16 protein-coding genes are annotated in these 16066 nt (G+C 71.2%); 8 read left to right on the top strand and 8 right to left on the bottom strand.

Translation table 11 applies throughout. The features are described 5' to 3' along the window. Positions 1-78 precede the first annotated feature (78 nt). The 3 genes from O7616_RS07355 to O7616_RS07345 form a co-directional block, all read right to left on the bottom strand. A complete protein-coding gene (locus tag O7616_RS07355; protein WP_282306147.1) occupies positions 79-774 on the bottom strand; it encodes a hypothetical protein in 696 nt (231 codons plus the stop codon). 228 nt (positions 775-1002) lie between these two features. After that, a complete protein-coding gene (locus O7616_RS07350; RefSeq protein ID WP_282306146.1) occupies positions 1003-1965 on the bottom strand; it encodes a zinc metalloprotease in 963 nt (320 codons plus the stop codon). A 159-nt stretch (positions 1966-2124) separates the two neighbouring features. After that, complete coding sequence (locus O7616_RS07345) at positions 2125-2877, bottom strand: TIGR03089 family protein (RefSeq protein WP_282306145.1); 753 nt, start codon at positions 2875-2877, stop codon at positions 2125-2127. A 141-nt stretch (positions 2878-3018) separates the two neighbouring features. Between O7616_RS07345 and O7616_RS07340 the strand changes: the two genes are divergently transcribed. Next, positions 3019-4125 (top strand): hypothetical protein, encoded by a 1107-nt coding sequence (locus O7616_RS07340; RefSeq protein WP_282306144.1) that lies wholly within the window; start codon positions 3019-3021, stop codon positions 4123-4125. Beyond that, a complete protein-coding gene (locus O7616_RS07335) occupies positions 4118-4849 on the top strand; it encodes a hypothetical protein (RefSeq protein ID WP_282306143.1) in 732 nt (243 codons plus the stop codon). Before O7616_RS07340 ends, O7616_RS07335 begins: the two co-directional genes overlap by 8 nt. Before the next feature lie 10 nt (positions 4850-4859). Here the strand turns inward: O7616_RS07335 and O7616_RS07330 are convergent, their stop codons facing one another. Further along, positions 4860-5915 carry a hypothetical protein gene (locus tag O7616_RS07330; RefSeq protein ID WP_282306142.1) on the bottom strand — a complete coding sequence of 352 codons (1056 nt, stop codon included), beginning with the start codon at positions 5913-5915 and terminating at the stop codon, positions 4860-4862. A gap of 123 nt (positions 5916-6038) precedes the next feature. On the opposite strand from O7616_RS07330, the gene O7616_RS07325 reads away from it, so the two are divergent. Continuing rightward, a complete protein-coding gene (locus tag O7616_RS07325; protein ID WP_282306141.1) occupies positions 6039-8345 on the top strand; it encodes an esterase-like activity of phytase family protein in 2307 nt (768 codons plus the stop codon). A gap of 94 nt (positions 8346-8439) precedes the next feature. Here O7616_RS07325 and O7616_RS07320 read toward each other — a convergent pair whose 3' ends face one another. Genes O7616_RS07320 through ligD (O7616_RS07305) form a run of 4 tightly spaced genes read right to left on the bottom strand, consistent with a single transcriptional unit; the run spans position 8440 to position 11727 of the window. Beyond that, the gene (locus O7616_RS07320; protein WP_282306140.1) at positions 8440-9324 is read right to left on the bottom strand and encodes a hypothetical protein; all 885 of its coding nucleotides are present in this window, start codon (positions 9322-9324) and stop codon (positions 8440-8442) included. 5 nt (positions 9325-9329) lie between these two features. Further along, positions 9330-9848, bottom strand: coding sequence for a SigE family RNA polymerase sigma factor (locus O7616_RS07315; RefSeq protein ID WP_282306139.1), 519 nt, complete (start codon positions 9846-9848; stop codon positions 9330-9332). A gap of 33 nt (positions 9849-9881) precedes the next feature. Beyond that, entirely contained in the window at positions 9882-10796 is a 915-nt protein-coding gene (gene ligD, locus O7616_RS07310; RefSeq protein ID WP_282306138.1) for a non-homologous end-joining DNA ligase, read from the bottom strand. Next, a complete protein-coding gene (gene ligD, locus O7616_RS07305) occupies positions 10786-11727 on the bottom strand; it encodes a non-homologous end-joining DNA ligase (protein ID WP_282306137.1) in 942 nt (313 codons plus the stop codon). Before ligD (O7616_RS07305) ends, ligD (O7616_RS07310) begins: the two co-directional genes overlap by 11 nt. Positions 11728-11812: 85 nt before the next feature. Here ligD (O7616_RS07305) and O7616_RS07300 point away from each other — a divergent pair, with 85 nt between their 5' ends. The 5 genes from O7616_RS07300 (at position 11813) to O7616_RS07280 (ending at position 16066) form a co-directional block, all read left to right on the top strand. Continuing rightward, a complete protein-coding gene (locus O7616_RS07300) occupies positions 11813-12835 on the top strand; it encodes a Ku protein (RefSeq protein ID WP_282306136.1) in 1023 nt (340 codons plus the stop codon). A gap of 73 nt (positions 12836-12908) precedes the next feature. After that, positions 12909-13547: a DUF4241 domain-containing protein gene (locus tag O7616_RS07295; protein ID WP_282306135.1), complete on the top strand. Its 639-nt coding sequence runs from the start codon at positions 12909-12911 to the stop codon at positions 13545-13547. 144 nt (positions 13548-13691) lie between these two features. Beyond that, positions 13692-14363: an FKBP-type peptidyl-prolyl cis-trans isomerase gene (locus tag O7616_RS07290; protein ID WP_282306134.1), complete on the top strand. Its 672-nt coding sequence runs from the start codon at positions 13692-13694 to the stop codon at positions 14361-14363. 189 nt (positions 14364-14552) lie between these two features. Beyond that, positions 14553-15380: a hypothetical protein gene (locus O7616_RS07285; RefSeq protein ID WP_282264690.1), complete on the top strand. Its 828-nt coding sequence runs from the start codon at positions 14553-14555 to the stop codon at positions 15378-15380. A 32-nt stretch (positions 15381-15412) separates the two neighbouring features. After that, entirely contained in the window at positions 15413-16066 is a 654-nt protein-coding gene (locus O7616_RS07280; protein ID WP_282306133.1) for an HAD family phosphatase, read from the top strand.

The raw sequence follows: 16066 nt of genomic DNA, 5'->3' as shown, positions 1-16066 counted from the left end.
TTCGATACCGCACTTTCGGCGAAACGGAGTGGATCAGCGCGGCGGGTGCGGATTGATCAACCCAGCTCGGCCGGGGGGTCACGACGTGGGGGGTGGGCAGCGGTCGGGGAGGGTCACCTGGCCGGGGCGGTGGTCGAAACTGTCCATGGTGAACCACTCGTCCAGCTCGGGGTCGAAGAGGTTCTGCAGGCCGAACTGGAGCACCTGCCACCACCGGGTCGGGTCGCGCTGGTCGACGTAGATGTCGCCGAGCGCGAGCGGGAACCGGAAGAAGTCCCCCGGCACGGTGGAGCCGCCGACGACACCGACCCGCCAGTGGTCGACGTGCCGGTCCCTCTCCCCCTGCAGGATCTCCGGCCCGACGAAACGAGACGTCTTCAGCTTGTCGTTGAAGATCTGCCGGTTGAAGAACCCCGGGACCTTGCTGCACTCGCGCGGCGGGAACAGCGGGATGTTCGGCCACTTGTAGGTGAGCGTGTAAAGCGTGTTCTCGTAGATCAGGTTGGTGAACCAGATCGGATGCTCCGGGCCGCCGGCGACCATCTGACTGTTGCCGTCACGGCCCTGCCAGGTGAACGGCACGTCGATGCCGAGGTCGCGCACGATGTACCGGCCGGTGCCCTGGAAGTCCGCTGGCAACTGCGGCGGGCGCGGCTCGGTCGGCACGGGCGTCAGGTCGCCGTCGGCCCCGGCCGCGCGGGGCGGCGGGGCCGCCGCCGGGCCGGGCGCGACCACCCCGAGGGCGAACAGCGCACCGGCCACCGCCGAAACCACAGCCCGACGTGTACGCCTCGACACCACCATCGCCCCCGCCACTGTGGAAAGACCACGCACCTGCCTTCGGCGAAGCGTAGGAGCAGGTAAAACGTGAAAGTGGACGGATCAGCTGGCCTCCACCGGAAGGGTGACGCACCCGTGCGGCGGAACAGCGCCTCGCGCCGCAGGCACGAGAAGGGCCGACGAATCGCCTGTGGCGACCCGCCGGCCCTGCCGCGCGTCGAGTTACCCGGCGCCGCCGGCGCGGAACGCCACCCAGGCGTCGCTCATCCGGTCCGCCTGGCCCGCCGTGAACATGTTCATGCAGGAGTCCTGCGTGTAGTCCATGAAGTTGTGGATCGGGTCCAGCCCGGGCGCGGTGCAGGAGTCCGCGCCCACGGGGCAGTCGAACTGTGGGCCCGCCTCGCGCGGGGTGTCGGCGACGAAGTCGCCGGACGCGGAGCAGCCGTGCGCGAAGGTGTGCTCCAACATCAGCCAGTGCCCCACCTCGTGCGTCAGCGTGTCACCCAGGGCGTACTTGCCGGCCGTACCGCCCGGCATCGACTCGTCGAGCATCACGACGCCGTCGATGTAGTCGCGGCCGTTGTTGTAACCCTTCGGGAAGTACGCCCAGCCGAGGAGCCCGCCACCGATGTTGGCCGCGTACACGTTGAGGGTGCGGGAGTCACCGGTGTAGAGCGCCTTCTTCATGTCCCGCTCGTTCTTGCCCGGCACGACCGTGTACCAGGCGCTGTTCACCGTCCACGTCGTGTCGACGAGCGAGAACCGGAACGGCGTGTCGGCGGCGTCGCCCGCCGTACGACCCGCGAACGAGTCGTTGAGCACCGTCATCTGTGCGGCGATCAGGTTGTTCCACCTGGTCGTCTCGGCCGCGGTGAGCGGGTGGTCGGAGACCATGTGGAAGACGGTCGGGATGGTGACGCTGCCGTCGGGCAGGCGCGGCGCGTCCTTGATCACCCCGTAGGCGTTGGCCTCGTTCTTGGAGTACAGCTCCGGTTCCTGCGCGGTGGCGCCCTCGGCGACCCGGGCGACGCCGTGCGCGTCGGTACCCGGCTCACACGCCGTGACGCCCGGGGAGGCGCTCGCTGGGGCGGCTGTGGCCAGCGCACCGGAGGCACCGCCGGACGCCAGGAGCGTGGCGGCGGTGGCGGTGAGGACCGCCAGTCGGAAGGTCGGTCTGGTGTGCATCGGTGCACCTTTCGGTGAGGGAGGCGGTGCAGGGTCGATGGCGTCGTCGTTCCGGTATGAGAACACGCCGACAGCATCGACAAAAGACCCTCTGAGCTGGTCATACGCCGATGTAACGGAACCGGATCACGGAGCGCTGTGTGGCCGGACCGGCGGGTGTCAAAGCACCCGGGTCACCTGCTCGGCGGCGACCACGGCGTCCCGCCGCGCCGGGTCGAGATTGGCGCTGATCACCACGGACGCGCCGACCGAGAGCGGCGCGAGCAACCATTTCAGCGGCTGCTCGGTCTCGGCGGCGTCGACCAGCAGTCGATCACCGGCGCGTAGGTCCAGCATCGTGGCGAACTCCTGGGCGAGCGCACCCCACTGGCCGTAGGTGGTGCCGTCCGCGGTGGCCGGGTCCGACGGGTGGATGGCGGTGTGGTCGGGCGTGATGTCCGGGTGACGGAGCACCTCGGCGGACCAGTCCAGCCAGCCCAGCGGCACGTCGGCCAGCGGACCTGGGCCGGTGCCGACGAGGTAGCGATGCGTCGCTTCCGGCACGTCCTCCAGCCAGTCGTCCTGCCGCTCCGGCGTCACGAGGACCGCGTCGAACGGCCGGTCACCGCCCGCCTCCAACACCGCCAGGCCCGCCGTGGCGCGCGGTCGGAACGACACCGCCAGGCCCGAGGCCCAGGCGCCCAACAACACCACGGCGGTACGCCAGTGCGGCGGCAGCAACACCGCTACGCGGCTGCCGGGGCCGAGCCCGCAGCCGTCCCGCAGCAGGCTCGCGCTGCGCGCCGCCCACTGACCGACCTGCTGGGCGGTCAGGTCGACGCGCTCGCCGGTCGCCTCGTCGCGGTAGCTCAGCATCGGTTGCTGGGCGTCGGCGGGCAGGACCGACAGGTCGGCCGTGACGGTTGGCTGCATCTCCACGCTCCCCGGTCGAGGTCGGCACCACAGTACTCAACGACTTTGGTCGCGGTCGTCGTCGGCCGATGGCCGTAGCGGCTGGCCGGGTGGCCACCGCACGGTGATAGACGACCCCCAACGCGCCGCCGAGGAGCGCCCATGCCGACCGAGCCCGACCCCGCCGACAGCACCGCCCCGCAGCACTCCGCCACGGACCGTGCCACAAACGGCCGTCTCCCGCTGCGCCGTCGGCTCCTGCCGGTGATCGCGTTGCTGCTGCTCGCGCCCTGGGCGGCCGAGTGCTCGTGGGGTGGCTTCGCCATCGACGACTTCCTCCCGGTGCTGATCTTCCTGGGTCCGATGTACGGCGGCGCGGCGATCCTGATCCGGGAGACCGCCCGGCACCTCGGCGCGGGCTGGCCGACGATCGTGCTGCTCGCCGCCGCGTTCGGGGTGCTCCAGGCCGGGCTGGTCGACCAGTCGCTGTTCAACCCCGACTTCCTCGACGACACCCAGTACGCCGACACCCGGGCCGCCGCCGAGGCGACGCTGGTGCCGGGGCTCGGATTCAGCCTCCGGCAGGCGTTCGACTACGTGGGCAACCACATCGTGCTGACGATCTGCGCGCCGATCGTGCTGATCGAGTCGTTCCAAGGGGCGGACCGCCGGCTTCGGCCGTGGCTGGGCCGATCAGGTCTCGTCGTCGTCGGTCTGATCTACCTGCTCGGCAGTCTGTTCATCTTCTCGGACATCAACGGGGACAAGGGCTTCCTGGCCAGCCCACTACAACTGACCTTCGCGACGTTGCTGGTCCTTGCCCTCGTCGCGACGGCACTGCTTCCCCGCTGGCGTCGCCCCTCTCCGCGCCGCGCACGCCGGGTCCCGCATCCGCTGTGGGTCGGCCTGCTGGTCGTCCTCGTCCGCTTCGGCACCGACCTCACGCCGGGCTGGACGGGGGTGGCCATCGCGCTGGGGCTCGCCGCCATCGTGGGGGCCACCATCGCCTACTGGTCGGCGGGCGTGCGCTGGGGGCAGCGGCACGTGCTCGTCGCCGCCTCGGCGAGCGTGGTCAGCGCCGCCGCATTCGCGTACCTCGTGCCGCCGTACTCCCCGGCGAGCCCGGCGGCGGCAGTGGCCGGCGACATCGCGGTCAGCGTCATCACCGTGGCCCTGGTCGGCGGCGCCTGGTGGCGATCCGGCCAGGGCGGGCAGCCGGCGACTACACTCGCGGCCACACCGCTTTCGAGGGAGCCGCGCAGTGGGTGAACTGCTGTCCACGGTGGTTCAGATCATCAGCTCGTACGTCACCAGAGTGCTGGACCGGCGTGCGGTGTCCCAGGACGCGAAGGTCGGCGCCGATCTGCTGGGCGTGGTCCTGACTCTCCAGGAGCTGTGCCTGAACGGCGAGCGCCTCCTGACCCTGGCCGACACGCTGATCTCCGGCGGCGAGCCCCGCGCCGACGACCAATCGGAGTTCGCCACCCTCCTGTACCGGCAGTCCACGCTGATCAATCAGCTCCGAAAAAGCCTCGAGGACTCCCGGGCGCTGCTCGCCACCGTGGACGTGGACTTCGCGTTCGCGATGGCACCCTTCCTCGACGGCAAGTCGGGGTTGCTGACCCGCTGGCAGCAACAGGCCGCCCTCAGCCAGTTCTCCACGACGACGTTGTTCTTCCTGCCCGCCGAGGCCGTCACCCGGGTGGTGGCCGACAGTCCGGCCGCGTCCACGGCAACCACGCTCGACCGCGACCGGACGGACTTCGTGTTGGTGGTGGCGAACGAGGTGCGCAACGCGCGCCGCAGCGAGGTCCCGGACATCCGGACGGTCGCCGATGACCAGCGCGAAGCCCTGCTCCGGGAGGTGGGGCACGCCCGCTCCGAGATCGAGACCGCGCGGGTGTTGTGTGGGCAACTGCTCACGGCAACCCAGCAGGCCATCGGCGTGGACGCCACCGCCCAACTGAGGCGCACTCTGAGCGACCGGCGCTGACGGCGCTGACTCAGGATCGGTCCCAGTCGTAGCCGGCGCGGGCGAACGCCACACTGCCGTCGCCGGTGGCGTAGACCTTCAGAGACAGCAACCCCAGTGATCGGGTGAAGTTCTCGATGTTGGAGCGGAGTCGCGGGAAGAGTCCGCTGCCCTTCAACTCGTCGGCGATGCGGATCTCGTCGAGTGACGCGGACCGCGTGGTGAAGGACAGCCGCAACTCGATCAGGGCCTGGAAGACGCCGGACGGCGCGATGCGCATCGAGACCGCGCCTCCGCCCTCGATGTAGAGCGACACCTCGATCCTGGCCTCGGGCAGGTCGGCCGTCAGCACCTCGCACACCTGGCTCGGGGTCAGCTTCATCCACTGCCGCCAGGCGGCGAGGAAGTGGGCGTCCGCCCGGTCGACAGTCAACACCGGTTCCATCGCCCGCAGGTCGGCCACGGTCAGCGTCTCGACGGCCGGTCGATCCCCGAGTCGGGCCTGCTCGTACGGGGCCAGCGGCACTCCCGCCTCCAGCAGGAGCCGGTCCCAGTACGGATCGGGCCAGAACGGGCCGTGAAGCAACTCGCCCACCTGGCACCACAGCTCATGCCAGAGCTGAACAACACGTAGCGGCCGCAGGCCGAGCCGCAGGGCACCGACGATGGCGCACCGGTGCACCAGCAGCGTCGCGGCGAGGGCGAACAGGTTCACGTCCGGGCGGTCGGCCGCAGCCAGCGCCCGGACGGCTTCCCGTTCCAGGTCGGAGTACGCGACCATCTCCGGCGCGTCGGTGATGGTCACCGGGATCTCGGTGTCCAGCAGGGAGTTGACGTCAGGAGGCACCCACCCCACGTCGTCGTTCAGCAGCACCAGACGTACCTCATGGTCGTGCATCCGTCCCTGGAGTTGCAGGAACGGCTCTCCGGTCGGCAGCACACCGGGCTTCAGCCAGGTCACCGCCTCGGCGTGCAGCCGCAGGCTCTGACCGATCGCGGGCACCGTGACGACCAGGGCGGGACCGTCGGACACCACAGTCAACGCCGGAATCTCACGCAGCGCATCGACAAGCTCACTCTGACGCATGGCCGAACTCTAGCGACAGGCGTCTCCTGGTCGTGTGCTTCGCCCGCTGTTCACGTCGGCGCAAGCTGATGCTCCCCAACGGGTGTCAGCCTCCGTGCGGGTACGACCTAACGGAGGAAGTCCTTGACACTCAGACGAGCATTCACCGCGCTCACCGCCGCCGGTGTCGCCGCCGCCAGCCTGACCGGGGCCATCCCCGCGTCGGCCGGCGGACACCACCACCCGGGCGGGTCGCTCGCCTTCGACCGGGTCGCCACGTACCCGGTGTTCCAGAACCGCCCGGCCGGCGAGGACCCGGCGACCGCGACGGTCGCCGAAATCTCGGCGGTGAGCGAGGACGGCCGCACGCTGATCCACACCGACGCGCTGGCCAAGCGGATCGGTTTCCTGGACATCTCCCGGGCCGACCGGCCGCGCGGCCTCGGCACGCTCTCCCTGGCGCAGCTCGGCGACGCCGAGGACGAGCCGACCTCGGTCGCCGTGGTCGGGAAGTACGTGCTGGTGGTGGTCAACACCAGCCGCAGCTTCACCGAGCCGTCCGGTCGCCTCGACGTGATCGAGTTGGCCGGCCGCAAGCGGGTGGCCAGCTTCGACCTCGGCGGCCAGCCCGACTCGATCGCGATCAGCACCGACAAGCGGTACGCCGCGATCGCCATCGAGAACGAGCGCGACGAGGAGGCCACCCCGCCCGGCGGCGAGGAGGGTGACCTGCCCCAGGCTCCCGCCGGTTTCGTGCAGATCGTCGACCTGAACGGGAAGTCCCCGGCCGGTTGGCGGCTCCGCCCGGTCCCGTTGACCGCCGCCGACGGCAGCGCGCTGCCCGCGCTGGTCCAGGCGGGCCTCGCCGCGCCCACCGACCCGGAGCCGGAGTACGTCTCGATCAACAGCCGCAACCAGCTGGCCGTGACGCTCCAGGAGAACAACGGCGTCGTCCTCGTCGACCTGCCCACCGGCCGGATCACCAGGGTTTTCAGCGCGGGCACCGCCACGATCAGCGGGATCGACACCACGAAGGACGGTGTCATCGACCTGACCGGCAGCATCACCGACGTCCCGCGCGAGCCGGACGCGGTGGCCTGGGTCGACGACCGCTACCTCGCCACGGCCAACGAGGGCGACTGGCGCGGCGGCACCCGCGGCTGGTCCGTCTTCGACAGCCGTAGCGGCCGGGTCGCCTGGGACGCCGGGAACACCTTCGAGCGGCTCGCCGTCACGTACGGGCTGCACAACGAGGACCGGGCCGGCAAGAAGGGCACCGAGCCGGAGGGCGTGGCGGTCGCCGAGTACGACGGGGTGCGGTACGCGTTCGTCGGCTCGGAGCGCAGCAACTTCGTCGCCGTCTACGACCTGGGCGATCCCACCAGGCCGGTGTTCAAGCAGGTCCTGCCCACCACCAACGGGCCGGAGGGGCTGCTGCCGATCCCGGCGCGTGGTCTGCTCGCGGTCTCCAGCGAGGAGGACGACCCCTCGGTGAACGTCCGGGCGTCGGTGTCGCTCTTCCAGCTCGGCAAGGGCACGCCGACGTTCCCGAGCATCGTTTCCGGCACCGACCCGACCGGCGCACCGATCGGTTGGGGCGCGCTCGGCGCGTTGAGCGCGGTACCGGGCAAGCGGGATCAGCTCTACAGCGTCACCGACGCGGCGTACAGCCAGACCCGCATCCTCACCATCGACGCGAAGCGGACGCCCGCCGTGATCACCGGCGCGTTGCCGGTGAAGGACGCGGCCGGAGCACCCGTCGGGTACGACGCGGAGGGCGTCTTCGCCCGCCCGCAGGGCGGCTTCTGGCTCGCCGTCGAGGGTGCCAAGGGTGCGGAGAACAAGCTGGTCCGGCTCGACGCGGCCGGATTCACCCGGCAGACCGTCGCACTGCCCGCCGAGGTCGCCGCCGGTCTCGGTAAGCAGGGCTTGGAGGGTGTCACCGCAACCACCGACCGGCAGGGCCGGGAGATCGTCTGGGTGGCCGTGCAGCGGGAGTTGAGCACCGATCCGGCCGGCATCGTGCGGCTCGGCCGCTACGACGTCACGGCGGGCACCTGGAGTTGGTTCGGCTACCAGCTGGGCAGCACCTCGGTGCCGGGCGACTGGATGGGCCTCTCCGAGATCACCGTGGTCGGCGACCGGCTCGCCGTCATCGAACGGGACAAGCTGAACGGCCCGGCCGCCGCGGTCAAGCGGATCTACACGGTGCCGCTGCCGGGTGCGGCGGCGACCGGCCCGCTGACGGTGCTGCCGAAGACGCTCGCCGTCGACGTGCTGCCCGCGCTGCGCGCCACCAACGGGTGGACCCAGGAGAAGCTTGAGGGTTTGACCGTGGCCGGCGACGGTGAGGTGTACGCGATCACCGACAACGACGCGGTGCAGGACGCCACCGGCGAGACGGTGCTCCTGCGGCTCGGCTCCAGCCGGAAGGTCTTCGGACACCGCTGATCTGGAACGGCCGGTGGGGGCTCGCCGCCCGCACCCGGCCGGACGAGCCGCATCGGCCCGGTGTCCATCCGGGTGGACACCGGGCCTCGCGGGTCTACTTCTTGATCATCACAACGTCGGTCGGGCGCTGGACCGTCACGTCGACGCCGTAGTCGAACAGTTCGAGCGTCGAGTTGGCAGTTCCGGTGTCGAGCCGACCCTTCGCCGTCGACTGCCAGGTGACGGTGAGCGCCACCTTCGCGATCCGACCGTCGCGGTTCAGCGTGACGTCGCCGGTCGTGCTGCTCGACCCGTCCCTGTCCGTGGTGGCGTACGTGAAGTGCAGGGTGCCGTCCGGGTTCTCGGTGACCGTCGCGTTCACGCGCTTCAACGCCGCGAACAGGGCAGCCGGGTCGGGTTCGGCGGCACCCAGCACCGCGTTCCCGTCACCGTAGAGGAAGAGCCGGTTGTACGTCCCCGGGTACTGCCCGTAACGGCCGTACGTCTCGCCCGGCCCCTTGTCGGCCGGCAGCGGGCTCAGCGGGCGCTCGCCACCCTCGTACCGGGTGCCGTTGATCAGCAGCTCGGTCATCACCGAGTCGTCCTGCGGCGCACGGACGTAGCCGGTCGAGGTCCTCGGGTCGAAGGCGCCCTCGTAGGTCAGCCCGCCCGGACCCGAGCTGGTCAGCCGCATCCGGTAGCTGATGTTCTCGCTGGCGGCTGCGGCCGAGACGAGCCGCATCGCCGGTGAGACCGGCCCCGGTCGCGCGGCCTCGGTGCTGACTCCGGGCCGACCCGACGGTGCGATCGTCGGCAGGGTCACGGCGGTGCCGACGCCCAGCGCCAGCAGCACGCAGGTGCCGCCGACAAGCGCTGTGGTCCGGCGTCGGCGGGCCCGTCGACCGCGCTCGATCAACGTGCCCACCGGGGGTTCGGAGCCCGTTTCGCCGTCGATCAAGTCGTGCAGCCGATGGGCGAGACGGTCGTCGATGCTGTTCATGACGTTCACCTGCTTACCGAGTCGAAGGATTCCTCAAGGAGGTGGCGCAGTTTGCCCAGCGCCCGGGCGTTCTGGCTCTTGACGGTGCCCAGCGAGCAACCCAGCACCTGGGCGACCTCGCGCTCGCTCAGGTCCTCGTAGTGCCGGAGCACCACCACCGCCCGCTGCTTCGCCGGCAGCGACATCAGGGCCCGGCGTAGGACGACCGCGTCCGGGCCGACGCCGTCGGCCGGGGTGGCCCGGTCGGGGACGTCCGCGAAGAGGCTCTCGCGGCGACGCCGACGCCAACCGGACGTGTGGTTGTTGACCAGGGCCCGGCGCAGGTAGGCGTGCGGGTCGCCGAGCCGGGACAGCCGCCGCCACCGTTCGTAGACCTTGACCAGGCTGTCCTGGAGCAACTCCTCGGCCCGCCACCGGTCGCCGCTGAGCAACATGGCCAGCCGGATGTGTCGCTCCCACGCCACCTCGACGAACGCGACGTAGGACCGGTCCGCCGCGGACAGTGGTTTCTGTTGGTCGGTCACGCGCCTTACACGCCGCGGGGTCACCGAAGGTTGTCAGGCCGAGGGTAGTTCCGGGCCGCCGTCGAGCAGCGGAGCGAGCAGGTCGTCGTACTCCTCGACCCGATCCAGGACCTCGGCGGCGGTGAACTGCCGGACGGCCGGTTTCCGACCGCGGGCGCCGGTCTCGACCTCGTCCCAGGTCAGCGGCGTCGACACCGACGGCACCGACTGGGCCCGCAGGGAGTACGGCGCCACGGTGGTCTTCGCCGCGTTGTTCTGGCTCCAGTCGATGAAGACCTTCCCCGGGCGGAGGTTCTTCGCCATCTTCGAAACGATCAGCTTCGGGTGGGCCTTCTCCAACTCCTGGGCGATCCGCCGGGCGTAGGCGGAGACGTCGTCGGACGACTGGGTGCCGGCGATCGGGCAACAGAGCTGCATGCCCTTCTTGCCGGAGGTCTTCGGGTAAGACTCGATGCCGTCGTCGGCGAGCCGGTCCCGCATCAGCACCGCCACCGGACAGCACTCGGCCAGCCCCGCCGGCGGCCCCGGGTCCAGGTCGACGACCATCATGTCCGGGTGCTCGCCCACCTTCCACTGCGGCGTGTGCAGCTCCAACGCCGCCAGGTTGGCCAGCCACACCAGCGTGGGCAGGTCGTCGGCGACCACGTAGTCGATCGTCTCCCGGCCCTTCGTCGAGCCGGGCGCGGGCAGGTTCTCCACCCGCACCCAGTCCGGGGTCGCGGCCGGGGTGTTCTTCTCGAAGAACGACTTGTCGTCCACGCCGTTGGGGTAGCGGATCCGGGTCACCGGCCGATCCCGCAGGTGCGGCAGCAGCACCGGCGAGATCCGGGTGTAGTAGTCGATCACCTCACCCTTGGTGAAACCCGCCGCCGGGTAGAGCACCTTGTCCAGGTTGGACAGCTCCAGCGGGCGGCCCTCGACATCCACCCGTAGCCGCTCAGCCGGCATCGTCGACCTCCTCCGGAGGTTTGTCCGGGCGCAACCGCAGCACCCGGGGGAAGCGCAGTCGGCCGTCGGGGGTGCGTTGGCCGTACTTCACCTCCACCACCACCCGGGGTTCTACCCAGATGGCTCCCCGGGCATCCTCGCGCGGCACGCCGGGGGCGAACGGCGACGCGCCGGACCGCAGCGGCTCCAACTCGGCGAGGAGTTGCCGCTCGATGGCCGCGCCGATTCCGCCGCCGACCCGACCCCGGTAGATCAACCTGCCGTCCGGGCCGGGCACACCGACCAGCAGCCCGCCTATCCGGCGCGCGCCCGGTCGCCAGCCGCCGACGACGAAGTCACCGGTCACCTCCAGCTTGACCTTCACCCAGTCCGGTGAGCGCACCCCCGGGCGGTAGACGGCACCGACCCGCTTGGCCATCACGCCCTCCAGGCCGTGCTCGCCCGCCGCCTCATAGGTGGCCGGCCCGTCGGCGAACATCGGCGGCACCGCCCAGCGGGCGCTCCCCAGGCCCAGCCCGTCCAGCGCCTCCCGGCGGCGCTCGTACGGCCAGCCGGTCAGGTCGTCGCCGTCGAGCCGCAGCAGGTCGAAGATCATGTACGTCACCGGCATGACCGCCGCCAACCGGGCCGCCTTGTTGCGGTCCCGCACGTGCATCCGCTCGGCCAGCGCGGTGAACGACGGCTGCCCACCCTCGCCGAGCAGCACCACCTCGCCGTCGAGCAGCGCGTCGCCGACCTGCTCGGGCAGGGAGGCCAACTCCGGGTACGCGGCGGTGATCTCCACGCCGGAACGGGCATACAGGTGCTGACCACCGTCGGAGATGTCGGCGAGCGCGCGGACCCCGTCCCACTTGAACTCGTACGCCCAGCCGTCACCCGCCGGGAGCGGCCCGGTCATCGCGAGCATCGGCTTGAGCGGCGCGCCGGGCACGACCCGACTGTAGTAGCAGGCCGAACACCTCGCGTCCGGTTCTTTCGGATGCGAGCATGGTCGATACCGGGGAAGGGAGCGCAGGATGCGTGCCATCTGGAAGGGAGCCGTGTCGTTCGGGCTCGTCTCGATCGGGGTGAAGCTCTACTCCGCGACCGAGGAGAAGGACATCCGGTTCCACCAGGTGCACCGCGAGGACGGCGGGCGGATCCGCTACAAGCGCACCTGCTCGGTCTGCGGCGAGGAGGTCACCTACGACGACATCGCCAAGGGCTACGACATCGGTGGCGGGGAGATGGTGATCCTCACCGACGAGGACTTCGCCGACCTGCCGCTGACCAGTTCCCGGGCGATCGACGTGCTGGAGTTCGTACCGGCCGAGCAGGTCGACCCGATCCTCTACAACAAGGCGTACTTCCTCGAACCGGAGGGCGCGGCGACCAAGCCGTACGTGCTGCTGCGCGACGCGCTCATCGACTCGGAGCGGGTGGCCATCGTCAAGGTGGCGCTCCGTCAGCGGGAGCAGCTCGCCACGCTGCGGGTCCGCGAGGGCGTGCTGCTGCTCAACACGATGCTCTGGCCGGACGAGATCCGTACCCCGGACTTCGGTTTCCTGGACGAGGACCTCAAGGTGCGTCCGCCGGAGCTGGCGATGGCCAGTTCCCTGATCGACTCGATGACCGGCGAGTTCGAGCCGGACGTCTTCACCGACGACTACCGGGCCGCGTTGCAGGAGGTCATCGACGCCAAGGTGGAGGGTCGGGAGGTCGTGCAGCCGGAGGAGGTCGAGGAGGCCCCGGCCGCCGCGGTGGACCTGATGGCCGCGTTGAAGGCGTCGGTGGAGCGGGCCAAGGCGGCTCGCGGCGAGCAACCCGCCCGCGGTGGTGGCGGCGAGCCGACACCCATCTCGTCGGCCCGGTCCGCGCAGAAGGCGGCGGAGAAGAAGGCCGCGAAGGCCCCCGCGAAGAAGACCGCGGCGAAGAAGACCGCCGAGAAGAAGGCGGCCGAACCGGCGAAGAAGACCGCCGCCAAGAAGACCACCGCGAAGAAGGCGGAGCCGGCGAAGAAGACGGCCGCGCGCAAGACCGCACCCCGCAAGAGCGCCTGACCGTACGGCAGCGACGGCGGTGTCCGCCGCACCGGGTACGCTCCGCCGGCCGCTGGCGACCGGAGGAGCCCTCATGCCGTACACCCCTGATCTGGACCGGTTGCTGACGCCCGGCGCCCGCTTCACCGACCAGCACGGCGCGTACCTGATCGAGGCCCACCCGGTGGGCGACATCGTGTTGCCGACCGGTCGGGTGGTGGGGTGTGACCCGCTGGTCTGCCCGGAGGCCGAGCCGTTCACGGTCACCGTGCCGCCGGGCCGGCACCCCGCCCGCGCCTGGGTGGCGGTGGTGCTCCGGGAGGACGCCGAGGTGGACCGGCGGGTGGCCGCGTTCGAGCTGGTCGTCTCGACCGAGCCGACGGTCCGCTGGGAGCCGGCCGTCGCGGGTGACCAGGACGTCGCCACGCTCGGCGCGGACGACTACTTCGGGTACGGGGTGGACGCCGGCGTCGGCACCCTCGCCGACCCGACCGCACTCGCCGTCCTGGAGGGCTGGGACTACGACCGGGTCGAGGAGGTCTTCATCCCGGCCGAGCTGCCCTCGTCCCCGGTGCCAGGGCTGATCACCGCCGTGTTGGACGAGGCCAGTGGGGCCAACGTCGTCACCGTGACCAGCGGTTGGGGCGACGGCTGCTACGGCACCTGGATCGGTCGTACCGCCGACGGCCGGGTCACCTCGTTCGTGACCGACTTCATGGTCGTCCCGGAATAACGCCCGCCGACGTCCCGGAACCGCCGGGGTGGGCGATCCGAGGCGTGCGCGGCGGGCACAGTGGGCCGCGGTGCGGGTACCGTGTGCGTCGGCTTTCCCCCCGGCACCGGGTGCCGGCCAACTTCGCAGCAGGGAGTCGACGACGTGAGCGAGCGGACGCAGCAGACGGGCCCGGACCAGAGCCCGGCGACCAAGTCGGGGCGCCGATTGGCCGCCCAGTTGGCGGCGAAGAAGGCAGCCGACGCGAGGCGAAAGCGCAACGCGTGGATCAGCGGCCTCGCCGCGGTCGCCGTGGTCGGGGTGCTGATCACCGTCTTCGTGACGATCGGCGGGGGCGACGACAAGCCCGAGAACCAGGCCGATGCGACTCCGTCCGCCTCCGCTCCGGCCCCCGACGCGCCCGGCGCTCCCCCCGCCCCGCAGCTTCCCGAGGGCGCCGACCCGGCGCTGGGCACCAAGCCGACTGTCACTGCAGGCACCGGTGACCTCAAGAAGCTCGCGGTCACCCCGCTGATCAAGGGCACCGGTCCGGCCGTGCAGAAGGGCCAGAACATCACCACCAACTACGTGGGTGTGTTCTACAAGGACGGCAAGGAGTTCGACTCGTCCTGGAACAATGGGCAACCGGCCACCTTCCCGATCGGCGTCGGTCAGGTCATCCCCGGCTGGGACCAGGGCCTGGTCGGCGTGACGGTGGGCAGCCGGGTGCAGCTCGACATCCCGGGCGAGTTGGCGTACGGCAACGACGAGGCGAACGCCGGTGGACGTCCGACCGGTCCGCTGCGCTTCGTGGTGGACGTCCTCGCCGCCCAGTGATCTGACCGAATCGCCCCGGTTGTCTACTGGTAGCGATGGAGTTGTTCACATGGGGCTTCCGACCCGTCACCCACCGGCAGTAGGTTCGGCGTCACCCCGGGCGGTGCACCGCCCGGGGTGAGCATCCGTAACCGGGACCCGGAGGTGCGTGTGACGGCGCTGGACGAGGCTGGACGGACGGCCCGCGTGATGTGGGCGTACTTCGAGCCGGTGCACGCGGTCACCTACCTCCATCCACGGGCCCGCGCCGCGTACGAGGCGGTCGGTCTGCGGGGTTACTGGCGGGGCTACTTCGCCGGCCGGGCCGCGCCGCTGGGCGCGACCGAGGCGGCCCCGGTGATCGCCGCCTTCTTCAACTTCGCGCCGCCGATGGTCACCCGGGCGCTGCCTGCGGTGTGGCGGCTGGCCACCCCGCAGGAGGCGCTCCGCGCCCGCCTGACCGGCGCGGTGCAGGCGCTCGCGGAGCTGACCTACGAGCTGCCGGAGTCGCACCTGGCGGAGGCCGCCGACCTGCTGGAGCGGGCCGCCTCGGCGGTGCAGACCGCCGGCCGGGTGCTCGGCGCGGCCAACGCCGCGCTGCCGGTGGGGGAATACCCGCTGGCCCGGCTCTGGCAGGCCGCCACGACGCTGCGTGAGCACCGTGGCGACGGGCACGTGGCGGCGCTGGTGGCCGCCGGGCTGGACCCGGTCGAGACGCTGACCTGGCGGGTGGCGGCGGACGGCTCGCAGCCGCAGTACCTGTTGGGCCGGGGATGGTCCGAGGAGCAGTGGAAGGCCGCCCGCGAACGCCTGACGCAGCGGGGCTGGCTGGCCGGGGACGGCACGGTCACCGAGCACAGCCGGGCCGAGTTCGAGGCCGTCGAGGAGGCCACCGACCGGGCCGCCGCCCACCCGTGGCAGGCGCTCACCCCGGGCGAGACGGACCGGCTTCGGGAGCTGTTGGACCCCATCGCCCGTTCCTGCCACACCCTGGTCCCGGCGGAGAGTCCAGTCGGGCTGCCCGCGCTGCCCGGCTGACCCCGCAGGCAGCGGTCGGGCAGGATGGTGCCGTGACGGATGCGGTGGTCTTCGACCTGGACGGCGTGATCGTGGATTCCGAGCCGGTGTGGGAGGAGGTCCGCCGGGCGTACGTGGCGACGCACGGCGGGACGTGGCAGCCGGACACCCAACGTCGCCTGATGGGGATGAGCACCGGCGAGTGGGCCCACTACCTCAGCGGCGAGTTGGGCGTGAACCGCACGGCCGAGCAGGTCGCCGTCGAGGTCGTCGAGGAGATGACCCGGCGCTACCGGGACCACGTACCCCTCATCGACGGCGCCGACCAGGTCGTCCGCCGGATGGCCGCGCGCTGGCCGCTGGGGTTGGCCAGCTCGTCACCGACCCGGCTGATCGAGGCGGCGCTGGCCGCCACCGGCCTGACCGACGCGTTCGGCGCGACGCTCTCCACCGAGCAGACCGAGCGGGGCAAGCCCGCGCCGGACGTGTACCTGAGCGTCGCGGGACGCCTCGGCGTCGACCCGGGCCGCTGCGTGGCGGTGGAGGACTCGTCGAACGGGGTGCGGTCCGCCGCCGCGGCGGGCATGCGGGTGGTGGCGGTGCCACACGGCTCGTACCCTCTCGACCCGGACGCCGCCCGGCTGGCCACTGTGACACTGGGCGCGATCGGTGAGCTGACCCCGGACCTGCTGGACGATCTGGGTTGA

Origin of the sequence: Micromonospora sp. WMMD964, assembly GCF_029581455.1 — a bacterium.
Lineage (GTDB): Bacteria > Actinomycetota > Actinomycetes > Mycobacteriales > Micromonosporaceae > Micromonospora.
This window is presented reverse-complemented; position numbering and strand designations above follow the sequence as displayed.